Origin of the sequence: Rhizobium indigoferae (genome assembly GCF_034554815.1) — a bacterium.
GTDB classification, from domain to species: Bacteria; Pseudomonadota; Alphaproteobacteria; order Rhizobiales; family Rhizobiaceae; genus Rhizobium; species Rhizobium leguminosarum.
The window spans coordinates 509,225-523,393 of sequence record NZ_CP140638.1 but is presented as its reverse complement, the minus strand read 5'-3'; the positions used below and the strand labels follow the sequence as shown (position 1 = coordinate 523,393).

At 56.7% G+C, this 14,169-nt stretch carries 13 protein-coding genes and 1 pseudogene; 5 read left to right on the top strand and 9 right to left on the bottom strand.

Translation table 11 applies throughout. From position 1 onward, the window contains the following. Positions 1-88 precede the first annotated feature (88 nt). The gene (gene otsB / locus U5G49_RS34930; protein WP_026231083.1) at positions 89-868 is read right to left on the bottom strand and encodes a trehalose-phosphatase; all 780 of its coding nucleotides are present in this window, start codon (positions 866-868) and stop codon (positions 89-91) included. 124 nt (positions 869-992) lie between these two features. Here otsB and U5G49_RS34925 point away from each other — a divergent pair, with 124 nt between their 5' ends. The 3 genes and pseudogenes from U5G49_RS34925 to U5G49_RS34915 all read left to right on the top strand — a co-directional run bounded on the left by U5G49_RS34925 (position 993) and on the right by U5G49_RS34915 (position 4,079). Then, on the top strand, positions 993-2,078 hold the full coding sequence (locus U5G49_RS34925; RefSeq protein ID WP_130654240.1) for an ROK family protein: 1,086 nt from the start codon (positions 993-995) through the stop codon (positions 2,076-2,078). Between the two features lie 683 nt (positions 2,079-2,761). Next, positions 2,762-3,223 (top strand): annotated as a pseudogene (locus U5G49_RS34920) (TonB-dependent siderophore receptor); the annotation flags it as partial. 346 nt (positions 3,224-3,569) lie between these two features. Beyond that, a complete protein-coding gene (locus U5G49_RS34915) occupies positions 3,570-4,079 on the top strand; it encodes a hypothetical protein (RefSeq protein ID WP_245498936.1) in 510 nt (169 codons plus the stop codon). Positions 4,080-4,109: 30 nt separating this feature from the next. On the opposite strand, the gene fhuB is transcribed toward U5G49_RS34915, so the two are convergent. The 3 genes from fhuB to U5G49_RS34900 are packed head-to-tail and all read right to left on the bottom strand — an operon-like array spanning position 4,110 to position 7,778. Beyond that, a complete protein-coding gene (fhuB, locus tag U5G49_RS34910) occupies positions 4,110-6,080 on the bottom strand; it encodes a Fe(3+)-hydroxamate ABC transporter permease FhuB (protein ID WP_115157926.1) in 1,971 nt (656 codons plus the stop codon). After that, entirely contained in the window at positions 6,080-6,958 is an 879-nt protein-coding gene (locus tag U5G49_RS34905) for an iron-siderophore ABC transporter substrate-binding protein (RefSeq protein WP_115157913.1), read from the bottom strand. The genes fhuB and U5G49_RS34905 overlap by 1 nt, the downstream gene beginning before the upstream one ends. Positions 6,959-6,971: 13 nt before the next feature. Continuing rightward, positions 6,972-7,778 (bottom strand): ABC transporter ATP-binding protein, encoded by an 807-nt coding sequence (locus U5G49_RS34900; protein ID WP_193445986.1) that lies wholly within the window; start codon positions 7,776-7,778, stop codon positions 6,972-6,974. A gap of 310 nt (positions 7,779-8,088) precedes the next feature. Here U5G49_RS34900 and U5G49_RS34895 point away from each other — a divergent pair, with 310 nt between their 5' ends. Beyond that, complete coding sequence (locus tag U5G49_RS34895) at positions 8,089-8,706, top strand: outer membrane protein (RefSeq protein ID WP_028732435.1); 618 nt, start codon at positions 8,089-8,091, stop codon at positions 8,704-8,706. Positions 8,707-8,939: 233 nt separating this feature from the next. Further along, positions 8,940-9,851 carry an acetamidase/formamidase family protein gene (locus U5G49_RS34890; protein WP_193445979.1) on the top strand — a complete coding sequence of 304 codons (912 nt, stop codon included), beginning with the start codon at positions 8,940-8,942 and terminating at the stop codon, positions 9,849-9,851. Between the two features lie 253 nt (positions 9,852-10,104). Here the strand turns inward: U5G49_RS34890 and U5G49_RS34885 are convergent, their stop codons facing one another. The 5 genes from U5G49_RS34885 to U5G49_RS34865 are packed head-to-tail and all read right to left on the bottom strand — an operon-like array spanning position 10,105 to position 14,156. Beyond that, entirely contained in the window at positions 10,105-10,983 is an 879-nt protein-coding gene (locus U5G49_RS34885; RefSeq protein WP_115157915.1) for a glycosyltransferase family 2 protein, read from the bottom strand. A gap of 41 nt (positions 10,984-11,024) precedes the next feature. After that, a complete protein-coding gene (locus U5G49_RS34880) occupies positions 11,025-11,774 on the bottom strand; it encodes a class I SAM-dependent methyltransferase (protein ID WP_018246931.1) in 750 nt (249 codons plus the stop codon). Further along, positions 11,771-12,223 carry a GNAT family N-acetyltransferase gene (locus tag U5G49_RS34875; RefSeq protein WP_018246932.1) on the bottom strand — a complete coding sequence of 151 codons (453 nt, stop codon included), beginning with the start codon at positions 12,221-12,223 and terminating at the stop codon, positions 11,771-11,773. The genes U5G49_RS34880 and U5G49_RS34875 overlap by 4 nt, the downstream gene beginning before the upstream one ends. Next, a complete protein-coding gene (locus U5G49_RS34870; protein ID WP_018246933.1) occupies positions 12,220-13,191 on the bottom strand; it encodes a glycoside hydrolase family protein in 972 nt (323 codons plus the stop codon). Before U5G49_RS34870 ends, U5G49_RS34875 begins: the two co-directional genes overlap by 4 nt. Next, complete coding sequence (locus tag U5G49_RS34865) at positions 13,188-14,156, bottom strand: glycoside hydrolase family protein (protein ID WP_018246934.1); 969 nt, start codon at positions 14,154-14,156, stop codon at positions 13,188-13,190. The genes U5G49_RS34870 and U5G49_RS34865 overlap by 4 nt, the downstream gene beginning before the upstream one ends. Between the last annotated feature and the right edge of the window lie 13 nt (positions 14,157-14,169).

Genomic DNA, 14,169 nt, shown 5'->3' with positions numbered 1-14,169 from the left:
CAAAACCGATACTTTTTTGACAATAGACGCTGCGCAGCCGGCGTAAAGACGACAGCAATCCGCATTTCAGATCGTCTAAGGGCCGGCCTCAGGCGGCCAGGGCTGCAATGACGTTTCTGACCAGCGCAGAAGAGGACAGCCGGCTTGTGGCGCAGCTAGGGGCGCCGATCGCACCGACACGCACGGAAACGCCGCCGCGCGCATTGGCGATCGCAAACATCGACTCGTCGGTCAGATCATCGCCGATGGTAATCGGGCAGCGGTTCTTGAACGGGTCGGACTGGAAAAACCGTTCCAGCGCATCGCCCTTGCTCGACCGTGCCGGACGCAGCTCGAATACCATCTTGCCGAGCTGCAATGCCCAGTTCGGCCCGGCGAGCTCAGCATAGTGGTGCATGCGGTCTTCGAGCACCTTTTCATATTCTGGCGCGAGCCGGTAATGGGCGGCAACGGCCGCACCCTTATCCTCGATCAAGACTCCAGGATAGTGCTCGGCTTCCGCCGTCAGCGCATGCTTCAGCGCCTGAAACTCAGCTGTCGCCTCGACCGTCTGCATGCCCGCGGCGTTCCTGATTTCGGCGCCGTGCAGGCCTGCTGTCGGAAATGCAAAGGGTTTGAACAGCGCGTCCGCATAGGCAAGCGATCGTCCGGTGACCAGTGCCAAGGCACCGCCAAGTTTGTTCGACAGGCGATGAAGTTGTCCCGGAAGCGCCTCTGGAACCTCGATCGCATCCGGCGTGGGCGCAAGATTGAGCAGCGTCCCATCGATATCGAGAAACATCGCCCAGTGGTCGGGCTCTTCCAAGACCAGTGAAAGCATTTCCTGAGTAGCGTCGTCGTCCTGCACGGCATTCTCCAAACTCTGCAATCATTGAAGCTAGGTCGCCGGCCGACAAGGACAAGGTGGCTTTTCACACTCCGGAACATCCTGAGGCTAGTCCGCGTTGTGTCTCGCCGCCCGTTCGAGCACTCGCGCCCTAGAAGGTACATTAATGGCCAAAAGCAGTTCAGATCCCCGTGATGAGGTCAATGCCCCGCTGGCACATGGCGCTTTAAACCTGCCATTGGTGGTGATCGACGATTACAACAACGAACTGCGTGACAAGAATGGTTTCGTTGGCGACAACGCAAACAAGAAGACTTTCCAACAGAAGCTTGATGATTGGAGAAAACGCATCCGCAAGGTCGGAGACGACCCGATCGGCAAGATTGAGACCGACAAGCTCTCCAAGAAAAAAATCGACGCTATTTTGAAGGGCGATGATTTGGCGGCGGCGGCGTTGATCATGGGGGCTGTGGAGGATTTTGCCCAGGACTTTGCCGATGTGATAGGCAAGTTTCTGAAGGACAAACGCTGGGGAAAGACGGAACGCATCGTCGTTGGCGGCGGCTTCCGACGGAGCCATTTTGGCGAACTGGCGATCGCCAGGACGATGGTTATTCTCAAGGCGGCCGGCATCGCCGTCGAGGTCGTGCCGATCGTTCACCACCCCGATGAGGCCGGGCTGATCGGTGCGGTCCATCTGATGCCGCGCTGGATGTTCAAAGGCCATGAGGCGATTCTGGCCGTCGATATCGGCGGCACCAATGTTCGCGCCGGCGTCGTTAAATTCGGAAAGGACGACGTGCCGAATTTTGCGGATGCGAGCGTCTGGGATTCGGCCATCTGGCGTCATGCCGACGACGAGCCAAGCCGCACTGCGACCGTCGAGAAGTTGGCCGCGATGTTGCAGGATCTGATCGGCAAGGCCGAGAAGGCCAATCTCAAGCCAGCACCCATCATCGGGATCGCATGCCCCGGCATCATCAAAGCCGATGGCTCCATCGAACGCGGCGGACAGAACCTGCCCGGCGGAAACTGGGAGAGCGACAGCTTCAACCTTCCTGCCGCACTGATGAAGGCCATTCCTGAGATCGGCGACGACAGCACATTCGTAATGATGCACAACGATGCCGTCGTGCAGGGATTGTCGCAGATCCCTTTTATGAACGACGTGTCGAGATGGGCGGTGCTGACCATCGGCACGGGGTTGGGCAACGCGCATTTTACCAATCGCGAGGGAACGAAGGCGCGGTAGGCTCAGCAATTCGAGACGTCCGGCGCTGCCCCATGACGCATTTCGGGGTGCGCTTCAAGATGAGAGCCCTCCCCTTTCCTGCCCACGTTGGAATACATGGTGATAACTCCGACAGACGGTTCTCGGCAGGTTTAAATTGCGCTTATCTCTGCAACTCCACGCAATCGATCCGCAGACGAAAGATGGACTATGAATTTCAAGGGAATAAGCGCCCCGCTTAATGCCGGCCGTCTCGAACAGATGCTCGGCCTTGCCCCGTCACGCCGCGATGCCGAAACCGAGGACGCTAGTGACAAGCCCTCCAGCAATGAACCCGTCCGCGGGCTGGAGGCTGAAAGCTCATGCCGTTCGTCTGCCTATAAATGAGAACCGATTGCTAAGCTCGGTCGCTCGCCGGTGAGTTGGCAAATGGGCTGTAACGAAGGGTCGGGTTGATGGATGCGGACACGGCCGCCATTGTCAGCTGACAATTGAGCTAAGAATTTCCCGTGACTTCCGAAAGAGACGCGGGCGCTCTGGTCGCGTGGCATTCTTCTCTCGCTACGAAACTCTGGGATTTTCGACAAGACCAACGCTTTGCTATCGCCACGGCCACAACGGCGCTCGCTCTCTCTGACGGGTCCTTCATTGCATTCGCCGTCGTCGAGAAGCCCACATAAACACGACGGTCTTGTTTGCGCTTGGAGCAGATCGGCAAGGTCGGCGTGCGCGGCATCGAGCTGGAAGGCAAAGCCGCCATCAACGACCGGGTCAATCTCACACTTGCCTATTCTTATTGGGATGCCGAAATCCGCGAGGACGGAACCGGCGGCAATATCGGCAACTGGCCCTCGCGCGTGCCGCGGCATCTGGCATCGGCCTGGCTCGACTACACGGTCCCTGGAGACGGAAAGCGCGGCGACCTGACGCTCGGCGGCGGTGTGCGTTATATCGGCCAGACCCATGGGGACGAGGCGAACACCGTATCGGTCGCAGCCTATACGCTCGTCGACGCAGCCGTCAGCTACAAGGTGACGCCTGACGTGACGCTTGCCGTCAACGCGACGAATCTGTTCGATCGCAAATATGTCGCCAGCAGCTACTTCGGCACAGAATATTACGGCGATCGGCGCAAGGTCGTCGGCACCCTGAAGTATTCCTGGTAAAGGTTGGCGGACGCCGCCTTGTCCAATCAAAGCGGCGCTCGCAATCTGCGCCAAGGGATCACCCTCTCGGCAATGTGGACTGCATTTGGTCCATTCCGGAAATGATAACCCCATGACGAGGCTTTGATTGACGCAAGAGGGAGCCGCCTCTACCTAAGAGCGAGTTTTCATTTCGAACGTGCTCCAATTTGGCAGGTTGAACATGTCCGAGAGTTCCCCGAGCTCAGTCCCGAAAATTTGGCCGTCCCCGAATCGGCCCGGCTTCCGCGAAACTTTCGCTTTAGAACTCGACGACCATCGTGATATCCAGCATGCATCGCGGCAGCTTCTGCCAACCGGTCCAACCGTGGGGGCAGCGGGAATCGTTGCGCTGTTCGTCGCGCTGATTACCAATTTCGACAAATGGCAGGCCGGTGACGTCGGGACATTCGCTATCTATGTCCTCGCAACAATCGTTGCTGGCGCGCTCGGGGTCTTTCTGTTGCTCGGGCCGATCCGGCGATTCCTGCGTTCCATGTATCGCCGACGACTGGTGAAGGCGGAAGCGATCGGCAGGCCCGTCGAGTCTACCGTGGACCAGAGCGGCATCAGCTACACGGTCCTGGGTCAGACGGTCACATGTACCTGGGATTCGCTCTATGCGCTCGAAGAGGATGCCGGAACCTTCCACTTTTGGATGTCCAAGATGGTCTCTCATCCGTGGCCGGCGAGATTGTTTGCCTCCGAGGAGGAGCGACAGGTCTTTCGCGAAAGCGTATTGAAGTGGTCCGGCCGGTCGTTCTCCCCGCCCGTACTGGCCCGCCTCGGAGCAAGAGGCAGGGCCAACTTGCGGGCGAATGAGACGACGCCAAGGTGAGATCATTGATGGTGTTGCGTGGGCACCCCCTCAGCCGACAACGCGCTTCCGCATCAACAGCATCAAGAACGGTGCGCCGATGAGAGCGGAAACAAGACCGGCAGGAATCTGGTAGGGCGATACGATCGTGCGGCCGACGAAATCGGCAGCAACCATAAGCCCCCCTCCGATCAGAGCGGCACCAAGCATTTGCGGCAGCGCGCGTGCCAATCCCGCCTCCCGCGCAAGGTGAGGTCCCATGAGGCCAATGAATGACAATGGGCCAACCGTCAGCGTCGCGGCAGCCGTCAACAATCCTGCGAGGCCAAAAAGCGCAAATCGCGATTTCGCCAATGGTACACCGACCGCCGCCGAAGGAGACGGCCCAAGGGGAAGTATGTCAAGCCAGCGGCGGACGGCGAGGGAGACGGCGATCAGCACGGCGCCGAGCGCCACCTCCGTTGCGGCGGTCGATCCCTCGATAAGATAGGTGGACCCGCTCATCCACCGCATCAGCAGAACAGCTCTCGGATCTCCCGTCGAGCTCAACACGCCGACGACGGCATCGACCATCGCGCTTAAGGCAATGCCCGCAAGCACGACTCGCTCGGGAGCGAACGCCGATCGCCGGGAGCTAGCGAAGATGACGACAAGCACACTGATCGCACCGGCCACGGCAAAGGCAAATTGACCGGAAAACCCTGGAGCGACGGCAAAGAGGGCAATCGCAACTCCGAAGGTCGCTCCGGCACTGATTCCCAGAACTTCGGGACTTGCCATTTCGTTGCCGGTCAGCCGCTGAAGAATAGAGCCCGCGACCGCAAGCATCGCGCCCGATGTCAGGGCGGCGAGGATTTTAGGTATCCTGATGGCAAGGACATCGTACGAGAACTCGCCGGAAGCGAGAGCCCAGCCGCCATTGACGTCACGTCCGAGAAAAACGCTGACCGTCAATAGCACAAGCAGGCCGGCAGCCGCGATGATGACCGGTGCCGTTCCATCCCACCGGCGGGACCGTTTGAACGCCGGCGATTGCTGCAGTCTATGACGGATCTTCAGACGCGGCAGGAGCGCGAGAAGCAGCGGCGAACCGAAGATGGCTGTTACCGCCCCCGTCGGCAAAAAATCACCAAGCCCACCCGCGACCAATTGCAGAACAGAGTCGGCGAAGAGAAGCAGCCCGGCGCCGATCAGGGGGGACCAGAAGATGAGCTGCGCGGGACGCCGTGCTCCGGACAATCGCGCAATCGTCGGCGCGACCAGTCCGATGAAACCAATGACCCCAACGGCGCTCGTGACAAATGCTGCAAGCGCGACAGCAAGGGCGACGACAACGAAACGCAGGCGGACCAATCGGACGCCGAGTGCCGTGGAACTGCTCTCGCCAAGATCGAGCAGCGAAAGCGGTCTCATCACGAAAGCGCAGACGATGGCGATGGCGCCGAACTTCCAAAGAAGCGACAAGGGAATGACCCAGCTTTGCTGTGCCAGCGAGCCGGCGCCCCAGATGAACAGGCTCGAGAGATAGCGCTGGTTCAAATAGGTCAGGATGGCAGAGAGGCCACCACACCATAGACTGAGAACCAGCCCCGACAGAACAAGCGAATAAGGCGAAAAACCGCGGCGCGCGCCCAGGCTGACGACGATCACGGCAGCGGTCGCACTGCCGATCAGAGCGACAAGATCACGGCCGGCGCCAAGCAAGTCGGGGAGAAACAGCGATGTTACCACCAGCGCCAGGTTTGCTCCGGCCGACACGCCGAGGGTGGTCGGATCGGCGAGCGGGTTTCGCAAAACTTGCTGAAACAGCGCCCCCGACAAGGCGAGCGCGGCTCCGGCAATCAGCGCCGTCGCAAGACGGGGAAGCGTCGAATAGGTGAACACCATTCGCGTGACATCGTAATCCGGTCGAGCCATTTCTGACAGCGCCGGAGCGGCAAGAAACCACGATGCCACGCCTCCACCGCCAATCAGGAGGAGGAAGACAATTGCTGGCCCGATATTGTCGCGGCGGGATATCATCATGCTTCTTTTTCCAGAAGATCTGTCAAAAGGCCCGCGAAGCGCATGGCCTCGTTCACCATGCCAAACATCAGGGCCGGCGGCAGAATCGACAGATGGCCCGGTCGCGCAAACGCCAGCCTGTTCCACAGCGGGCTCTGAGCGAGTTTCGGAAGAACGTCCGGAGGAACGGGATCAAAGGCGATCAGACGCGCGTCCGGATCGGTGATCTTGGAGAGATCTTCAATACCGATCGTTTCAAAACCCCAGTAGTTCGACTCTCTGGTCCAGGCGTTGCGGACACCGATGCGCTCGAGCACATTGTGGAACAGCCCAGGACTCGAGTAGATGCGGACATGGCGGGCATCCATGAAATTCACGAGGGCGACTGGCGGCAGGTTCTTGCCCGCCAGCCGACTGCCGCATCGCTCGAAGAAGGCGTCGGCGCGCGCGAGGAACTGCTCTGCTTCATTCTCGCGGCCAAGCTCACCAGCCAATTTACGCGTCGCCGCGATGGCAGCGGGAAGAATAGATCCAATGCCCGGCGTAAAGACTTCCAGCCGAACGACTTTCGCCACCGACTGTAGCTTGGGCAACAGCTCATCCAGGTAAGGTGTGGTCAAGATAATGTCGGGCTTCAGCGTGACGAGAATTTCAAAATTGACCTCGAACGAACTGCCAATATCGACGACGGATTTTGGCATCGGCGGCTCGACAACCCATCTGTCCCAATCGGCGAGGTCCGAAATCCCGGCCGGAGGCAATCCGAGGGATAAGAGAGTGGACGCAAGGCCATAGTCGAGGCTGACGATCCTTGGGCCTATCGACTGCGCAAACAGCGGAGCTGGAACGACCGAGGCCGCCGCGAACTGCAAAAGGGAGCGCCGCGTAACACCCATTGCACGCCTAGCCTCAGCAAACATAGGCGAGCGGATAAGGCAGGTTGGGCGCGGAGATCACATCCATGTCGATCCCATAGATCTCTTGCAGCGTGTTTGGCGCAAGGATCGCGCTCGGCGTTCCGCTCGCAACAACGCGACCGCGTTTCAATGCATGGATCCGATCGCAGAAGCGAGCGGCCATGTTGATGTCGTGGAGAACGATGACGACACTGCTTCCAAGCTCGTGCGCCAAGCGTCGCACAAGGGAGAGCACCTCAATCTGATGCGCAACATCGAGTGCCGCAGTCGGTTCGTCGAGCAACAGGCAGCGAGCATCCTGAGCGATCAGCATCGCGATCCAGGCACGTTGCCGCTCACCGCCTGACAATGTTCCGACGATACGGTGGGCGAACTTCTCGATATGCGTTGCTCGGAGGGCTTCCTCGACTTTCCCTTCATCGTTCTTGGTGAAGCGGCCAAGCGCCCCGTGCCACGGATAGCGACCGCATCCCACAAGCTCGCGGACTGTCATTTCCGATCCGGTCGTGACATCCTGGGGCAGATATGCGACCGAACGAGCGAAGACGCGTTCACCATACGTCCTAAGATCCCGGTTGCCGTAAGAGATCGATCCAGCGCTCGGCACAAGCTGGCGAGCCAACATCTTGAGAAGACTGGATTTACCGGAGCCGTTGTGGCCGACCAGTGCCACAACTTCTCCTGCCGGAAATTTGAGACTTACATCGCGGAGAATCTCGTTCCCCTCTATCAAAAGACCTATATTTTCGGCGACAAAAGTTTCAGCCGTTCGAGGCGGATCGTGCGTCGGGGGGAGCATAGCCACGTGACATCCTTTAACCGGGTGATAGCTCGGTACTAAAGATGAGACTAGCAATCAACTATTTTCGTTGTTCCAATATCTCTGCCTAGCGCCTCGTCATCCTCACGCGGGCGGCAGGCCTTTCGGCCACCTGGTCAGGTTGACTTTCCCAAGTGCGATGCGCCGTCTCAAGGACGCCCAAGGTCGCAACATATCTCAACAATGAAGTGCAAACCGCAACACCGAACCGCAGCATAATGAATCGGTCCCAGCCGACTTGCCGGTTTGCTGAAGCGTTCTCCAATCATCGAAATGACGAGGCACTTTAATGTACACAAAGATAATCGCGCTGGCCGCTGTGGCTTTCTCGGCGGTGCCGGCCTTTGCCGCCGATGCCGTGGTTCAGGATCCTGCTTACGTTCAACAGGGACAGACCCAGTCCGCCTTCGACTGGTCGGGATTTTATCTCGGGCTTCAAGGCGGATACACCTCGACACATGCGAGCTACCTCGACGGTTCCGAGCAGAATCTTGATGGAGGTTCGACGGGTATCTACGGCGGATATAATTTCCAGCACGGCCCTTTCGTCTTCGGTATCGAGAATGATTTCAACTACAACTGGAAGGATGGGAGTGACGTTTCCCTCAAATGGGATGGCTCGGCGCGTGGACGTGTGGGATATGCCTTGGACCGTACGCTGATCTATGGAACCGGGGGTTTGGCGGCCGCGGGCGGAGAAGTCGACGTGCCTGGAATTGGCAAGAAGGACGACATTCTGATTGGCTGGACCGCCGGTGGCGGTGTAGAACGCGCCCTGACCGACAATATCATGATGCGCGCTGAATATCGCTATGACGATTTCGGACGCAAGGATTTCGGCTCGGCGCTCGGCGATTTCGAGGTTAATCAGCAAAAGGTGACGGTCGGCACGAGCTTCAAATTCTGAATGTCTGATCTCCTATTGGGATGAGAAATCCGCAGCGAATCCTGCCCGGTGCTTGGAGATAGGCTGATTTGACAACCTGCTATCGGCCGCCGGCATTGCGGCCGAACTGCATTTTCGGGCGATGCTGCGGATATTGGCATTGCAGGCAATCTCTGATCTAGTCTCGAACTCTCTCCGCCGGGCAGTTCAGCCGCAGGCTCATGATATTCGAAACGAGCGAGAGCCATATTCTCATGACCACTCACCGCTTCATTCCGACGATCTTTCACAATGTCATCGGCTCTCTTCCGCCGGCCCTGCGTATCGCCGACGGCGACACCGTGGTCACTGAGACGCTCGACGCCGTCGGGTATGACAAGGACGGCGTCAACCAGACATCCGGCCCCAATCCGATGAACGGCCCGATCTTCGTGGAAGGTGCTGTGCCCGGAGATGCGCTGAAGGTCGAGATCATCAGCATGATCCCGACCAGGGCCACGGGGTTTACCCGCAGCGTCGTCGCCGCCAATGTCGTCGATCCCGAGACGGTTCGCGACCTGCCGGCGCGCGATATGGCCATCTGGGTCATCGACCGCGAGGCATTGACCGTTCGGCTTTCCGAGCCGGTCGCCGGCCTCGAAAACCTCGTTCTGCCTCTCGCCCCGATGATCGGCTGTTTCGGCGTGGCGCCCAGCCTCGGCCAGGCAATATCGACCGCAACCAGCGGCGAATATGGCGGCAATATGGATTATCGGCTGTTCGGCCCCGGCACCACGGTCCGCTTCCCGGTAGCAGCTCCCGGCGCCCTGTTCTTCCTCGGCGACTGCCATGCCGTGCAGGGGGATGGCGAGATCGTCGGCACCGGCGTCGAGACGACGTTCGAAGTCACGGTGCGGCTGACGGTGGAAAAGAAGGCCGGACTGGTCTGGCCGCGTGGGGAAACCGCCGAAGACATCTTCACTATCGGCAACGCCCGGCCCCTCGATCAGGCGCTCCAGCATGCGACCAGCGAAATGTTGAATTGGCTGGCATCAGATTATGACCTGGACAGGACGGCAGCCAGCCATCTGCTCGGTCAGGTAGTGCGTTACGATGTCGGCAACGTCTTCGATCCCGCCTATACGATGGCTTGCCGTGTTGCCAAGAAATGGCTGGTTCGTCGATAGAGGGTTCTCGGGAGCTGCCGTCCCCGACAGGACTCTGGACCAGCCCAGACGCTGAAATGATGCGCGACGATCACCAGGTCTGCCATGGAGCGCGCCTCGTCGACGGAACGAAGGTCGCGTTTATGGCAACGGCTGATGACTTCGCAGCGGTCACCCCGAAAAATGGAGGGAAGATAGGAAGCGCCCGTCGTCTATCGGTTAGGGCACCATGGGGAAAAGGGGTTCGACTCCCCTAGGGCGTGTCATTCCAGCTCTATGTCAATGCATCTTCGATCTGTGCAATTCTTGCATTAAGCTGCGGGAATGAATTTTGCCAATAGCGGTAGGTATTCACCAGGTTGCGATATGACGCAGGTAAATCGCTTGCTGGCAAATAGCCTTTTTCAAAGGCAAAATTAAGCACATCCTCATAATAGGTGATCGCATAGATGAACTTCCAGTTGATCTGCGGGTTCGACGTGGCGTTCTCATGACGCCTAAAGTACGAGAGCGGCTTGGGATGTATAACGAAATCGCCGAGTTGAGCCAATTCAACCCACGCTGACAGGTCAATCAAGCCTCGGAAGAGATCACCTTCCATGCGATACAGCCGGAATTGTCCATCGCCGTCAAATGCGTCCGCCTTGCGAAATAAGGCTGTTGTGTACTCCCCAACAAGATTCACATGATTGAGGGCCGTCAACCTTAGGAAATCACGGCCGGAAACTATTTTTAAGCCGTCTCCGGAAGCGTTGAAATGGTTGACGAAACCAGTCGTATGATTTCGGTCATCGATCAGATGGCGTGGAGAAAACGCAAGGCGCGTATTTCTATCCCTTGTCGCATCGAGTGCCTCCAACAGGAATTGTACGCAAAAAGGATGAAGAACGTCATCATCGAACAGGAATTTTATGTATTCGCCGTTCGCAATCTGAACCAGTCGACGCACGTTGCTCTCGGGCCCGGGATTCGGATTGCGGCTATATTGAACAAACCGAACATATTTATCACATATTACCTTGATTGCATCGGTCGGACAGTCGTCAGACACAAGAATTTCAGCATCGACAAAGCTCTGGGCCAGTGCACTTCGAAGGCACAGCTCGAAATAATCGGGATTATATGCAGGAATACAGATCGATACACGCGGCATCGATACCCTCCGGACCTAAGAAAGATTGGAATTGGACGCAATTACCGCGTCCCGCCAGCTTCGCACATAAGGAAAATACTGGCGCAAAGATCGGGATAGATTTGCCCCAGGTGATAGCATCCCTCGAGATATTCGCTGGAGATAATATCGGTCTCCAACAGCCGATCCCACTGAAAATTGGCCAACGCTTTGAAGAAGATGCCTGAGCGATGCACCACATTTAGCCCCGCTAATTTAGCATCACGCTCCAAGGTGTCCAACGAGTATGTGATCCGATGACCGTGTTCCAACTCCGCCGGCGTTACTGCCGAATTGTGACGTATCAAACCCATTTTGACCGCGATCTGACGTGAGGGAGCGTTCGCATTTGGGCAAACCAAGAAGAGCCTACCGCCTTCCGACAACCATTCCTCGTTGACACGTCTAAGCACTCCCACAGGATCATCCAGATGCTCGAGAACGTGCGTCAGCAGAATATTGTCATAGCGCTTGGGCAACGTCACGCCTTCAAATACGTCGTTGATAAATATCAGCCCTTCGCCTAGATCGCGTTTCGCTATGGCTATCGCCTCGTCGGATGCTTCGACGCAGGTGATGTCGTCAAAATACGGCATCACTCGTTTGGTGAAATCGCCTCGAAAACTTCCAAGCTCAAGTAAACTCCCCCGACGAAAGAATGGAATAAAGGACTTCAGCATATAATGATGCATGACATCGAAATCGAAATTGTAAGCATAACGATGATCACTGGTGTCTTTTATTTCATTGTTATAATCACGCTTGTCGGTCACTTTTTGGCCCCCAAATCCAGCTTCATAATGAGCGTTGACTGCCCGCCACCCAACGGCACAAACCCAAATTTTCCGTAGACCGCGACTGCCGCCATATTCCCAGCCTCTACTTCAAGCTGTATTGTGCCGAAGCCTTTTTCGTCTGCGTGAGTGATGCATTGCTCAAGCAACGTCCCCGCTATTCCACGGCCTCGCCAATCCTCAAGCACACTCACGTTCGTAATGAATGCCGACTTCAGCTTGTCGTCGTTGCAATACATAGCCAAGAATCCGACTAACATGCCGTTCGACCATGCCTCGAAGCGCTCGGCATTTAGAAGAATTTTCTGCGCATAGATCCCAATGTCGATTCTTGCACTGAGCTCGGTTGCAAAACTCTCACCACACTCGTTTAAGTGTCGGGCTATTTCGTCTACCGAAGCGAAGTTGCGGCTCCAATTTGGGGTCAAGCGGTCCGCTCCAATATCGCAGCGCCGAATCCATACCGGCCGAAGTGGTTTCCGTTGTACAAAAGGTAAATAGCACCGTCTGACTCAAATACATGCGGATAGCAAAGCATGTCAGAATCCCACTCGCCACTTGTTCCTTCGATTGCTAGTTCGACGTCATCGCGCGACCAGTTAATCAGGTCGTCCGAACAGGCGTGGCCGATTTGATAGCCACGGCTTTTATTCGTGCGAAAATCTGACGATTGCCGGTAGCAAAAGAACATATGATGGCGCCCCTCGATCTCGATGACCGTAGGTAAAGCCTGGCTTTCATCTGGACCAAGCCGATCAGCGATAATCTGTCGGGCTTCTTCCTTCTGCCAATTGATGCCATCCCGGGATGTTGCGTGACCGATTTTATAGGTGCGGTCTGGCGCGGTTTCGGAGGAATATACTTTCCATCCAGTTCCGAAAATGTACCACATGTGGAAGGTGCCGTTGATGAACCGTACGAAGCCATCGCCGACCAAGCAAGGCTCGCCGAGCGACGCAGACAAAACTGGCCCATCGCCGATCCTCTTGAACGACAACCCGTCGTCGTCACTGACGGTGAGGCCGATTGCAGTATCAACCGATACCGCAACCCTTCGATTCCAACCGCATGAGTAGCCGTAGATCTTTCCTTCATGTCGTATCACGTTCATCGGGAAGATACCGTGCTCGTCGAAACAGCCTAGTTTCCCAAGCTCTATAACGGGCCGGTCGGAAACTCGAACAATCCGATCCATTGTCTTATCCATATCAACGAAAGCGATATGGCTGAGATACTTGCCATTCGTGTCAACGGCGCGAGTTGAGAAGTATATTCGGATAAAGTCGTCGAAAACGAGTGCTTGAGGTGACTGCGCGTATTCGACACATCCTGCCGGCAGCTGATGGCGAGTGGGATCGAAGATCTTACCTAACTTCTTCCAGCGCATCTTCGTCATACATCACCCAACTTTCCGTCGAGAATAGCAAGACCGAAGCCATTGCGACCGACCTGATTGCCGAGATAAGCCATGTAGGTCTTGCCATCGATCTCAAAGACGTGCGGATAGCTGACCATCTCATCGTCCCATCCCGTATCCGATACAGTTAGGCCAGCCTTGGAATCGTCGCGATGCCAGTTGATCAGATCAACGCTCGATGCATAGCCGATTCGATAGCCTTTTTCTTTACCTCTATAATTCGTGCTATACCGGTAACAGAAGAACATGTGGTATTTCCCCCCGGCAAAAATCACATCGGGGCTGGCCTGTGCTTCGTCATCTTCGACAATGCTGTTGATCAGGTTTCTATTTAGCTTTGTCCAACGGATGCCGTCTTCCGAGGTAGCGAGCCTTATTTTGTAGACAGGCTCAGCGCGCCCGTCGGCCATCTTCCACTTGGAGCCAGCGATGTAAAAGAGGTACCAGGTATTGTTAAAGCGCCGGATTTTGGGACCGCTCAAAACAAACGGCTCATCGGGCGAATATGGTAGCACCGGTCCACGACCTGCCTTCACGAACGTTCGACCTTCATCGGTACTTAGTGCCAAGCCGATACCGACGTTGAAAGGCACGGACTCGCAACGAGTCCAGCCGGCATAGTAAGCCCGAACGATATCGCCATCTCTTGCTACGGAAATCGGATAGGTACCAAATTGGTCAAATTCACCAAGGCTACCCAATTCCAGAACGGGACGTTCGCTGATGTGCCTGACTTTGAACAAATCAGCTCTGTCCACGTCGATATAAGCGGAATGCGACACATATTGCCCGGATTCGTCTGCCGGTGGTCGGCAGGAAAAATATACGCGCACAAAATCATCGAAAATCAGGGTTGCTGGCGCCTGAGCAAACTCCTTGAGCCACGGGCGATTCGTCACATCTTGCGGCGTGAACACCTTGCCCAGCTTTTGCCATTTAAACATCTACGTCACCGAC

Excerpts from the sequence above, each read along its gene's own strand:
- U5G49_RS34925 (WP_130654240.1), top strand. The coding sequence starts at position 993 with ATGGCCAAAAGCAGTTCAGATCCCCGTGATGAGGTCAATGCCCCGCTG.
- fhuB (WP_115157926.1), bottom strand. The coding sequence starts at position 6,080 with ATGATATCCCGCCGCGACAATATCGGGCCAGCAATTGTCTTCCTCCTC.
- U5G49_RS34905 (WP_115157913.1), bottom strand. The coding sequence starts at position 6,958 with ATGGGTGTTACGCGGCGCTCCCTTTTGCAGTTCGCGGCGGCCTCGGTC.
- U5G49_RS34900 (WP_193445986.1), bottom strand. The coding sequence starts at position 7,778 with ATGCTCCCCCCGACGCACGATCCGCCTCGAACGGCTGAAACTTTTGTC.
- U5G49_RS34895 (WP_028732435.1), top strand. The coding sequence starts at position 8,089 with ATGTACACAAAGATAATCGCGCTGGCCGCTGTGGCTTTCTCGGCGGTG.
- U5G49_RS34890 (WP_193445979.1), top strand. The coding sequence starts at position 8,940 with ATGACCACTCACCGCTTCATTCCGACGATCTTTCACAATGTCATCGGC.
- U5G49_RS34885 (WP_115157915.1), bottom strand. The coding sequence starts at position 10,983 with ATGCCGCGTGTATCGATCTGTATTCCTGCATATAATCCCGATTATTTC.
- U5G49_RS34870 (WP_018246933.1), bottom strand. The coding sequence starts at position 13,191 with ATGACGAAGATGCGCTGGAAGAAGTTAGGTAAGATCTTCGATCCCACT.
- U5G49_RS34865 (WP_018246934.1), bottom strand. The coding sequence starts at position 14,156 with ATGTTTAAATGGCAAAAGCTGGGCAAGGTGTTCACGCCGCAAGATGTG.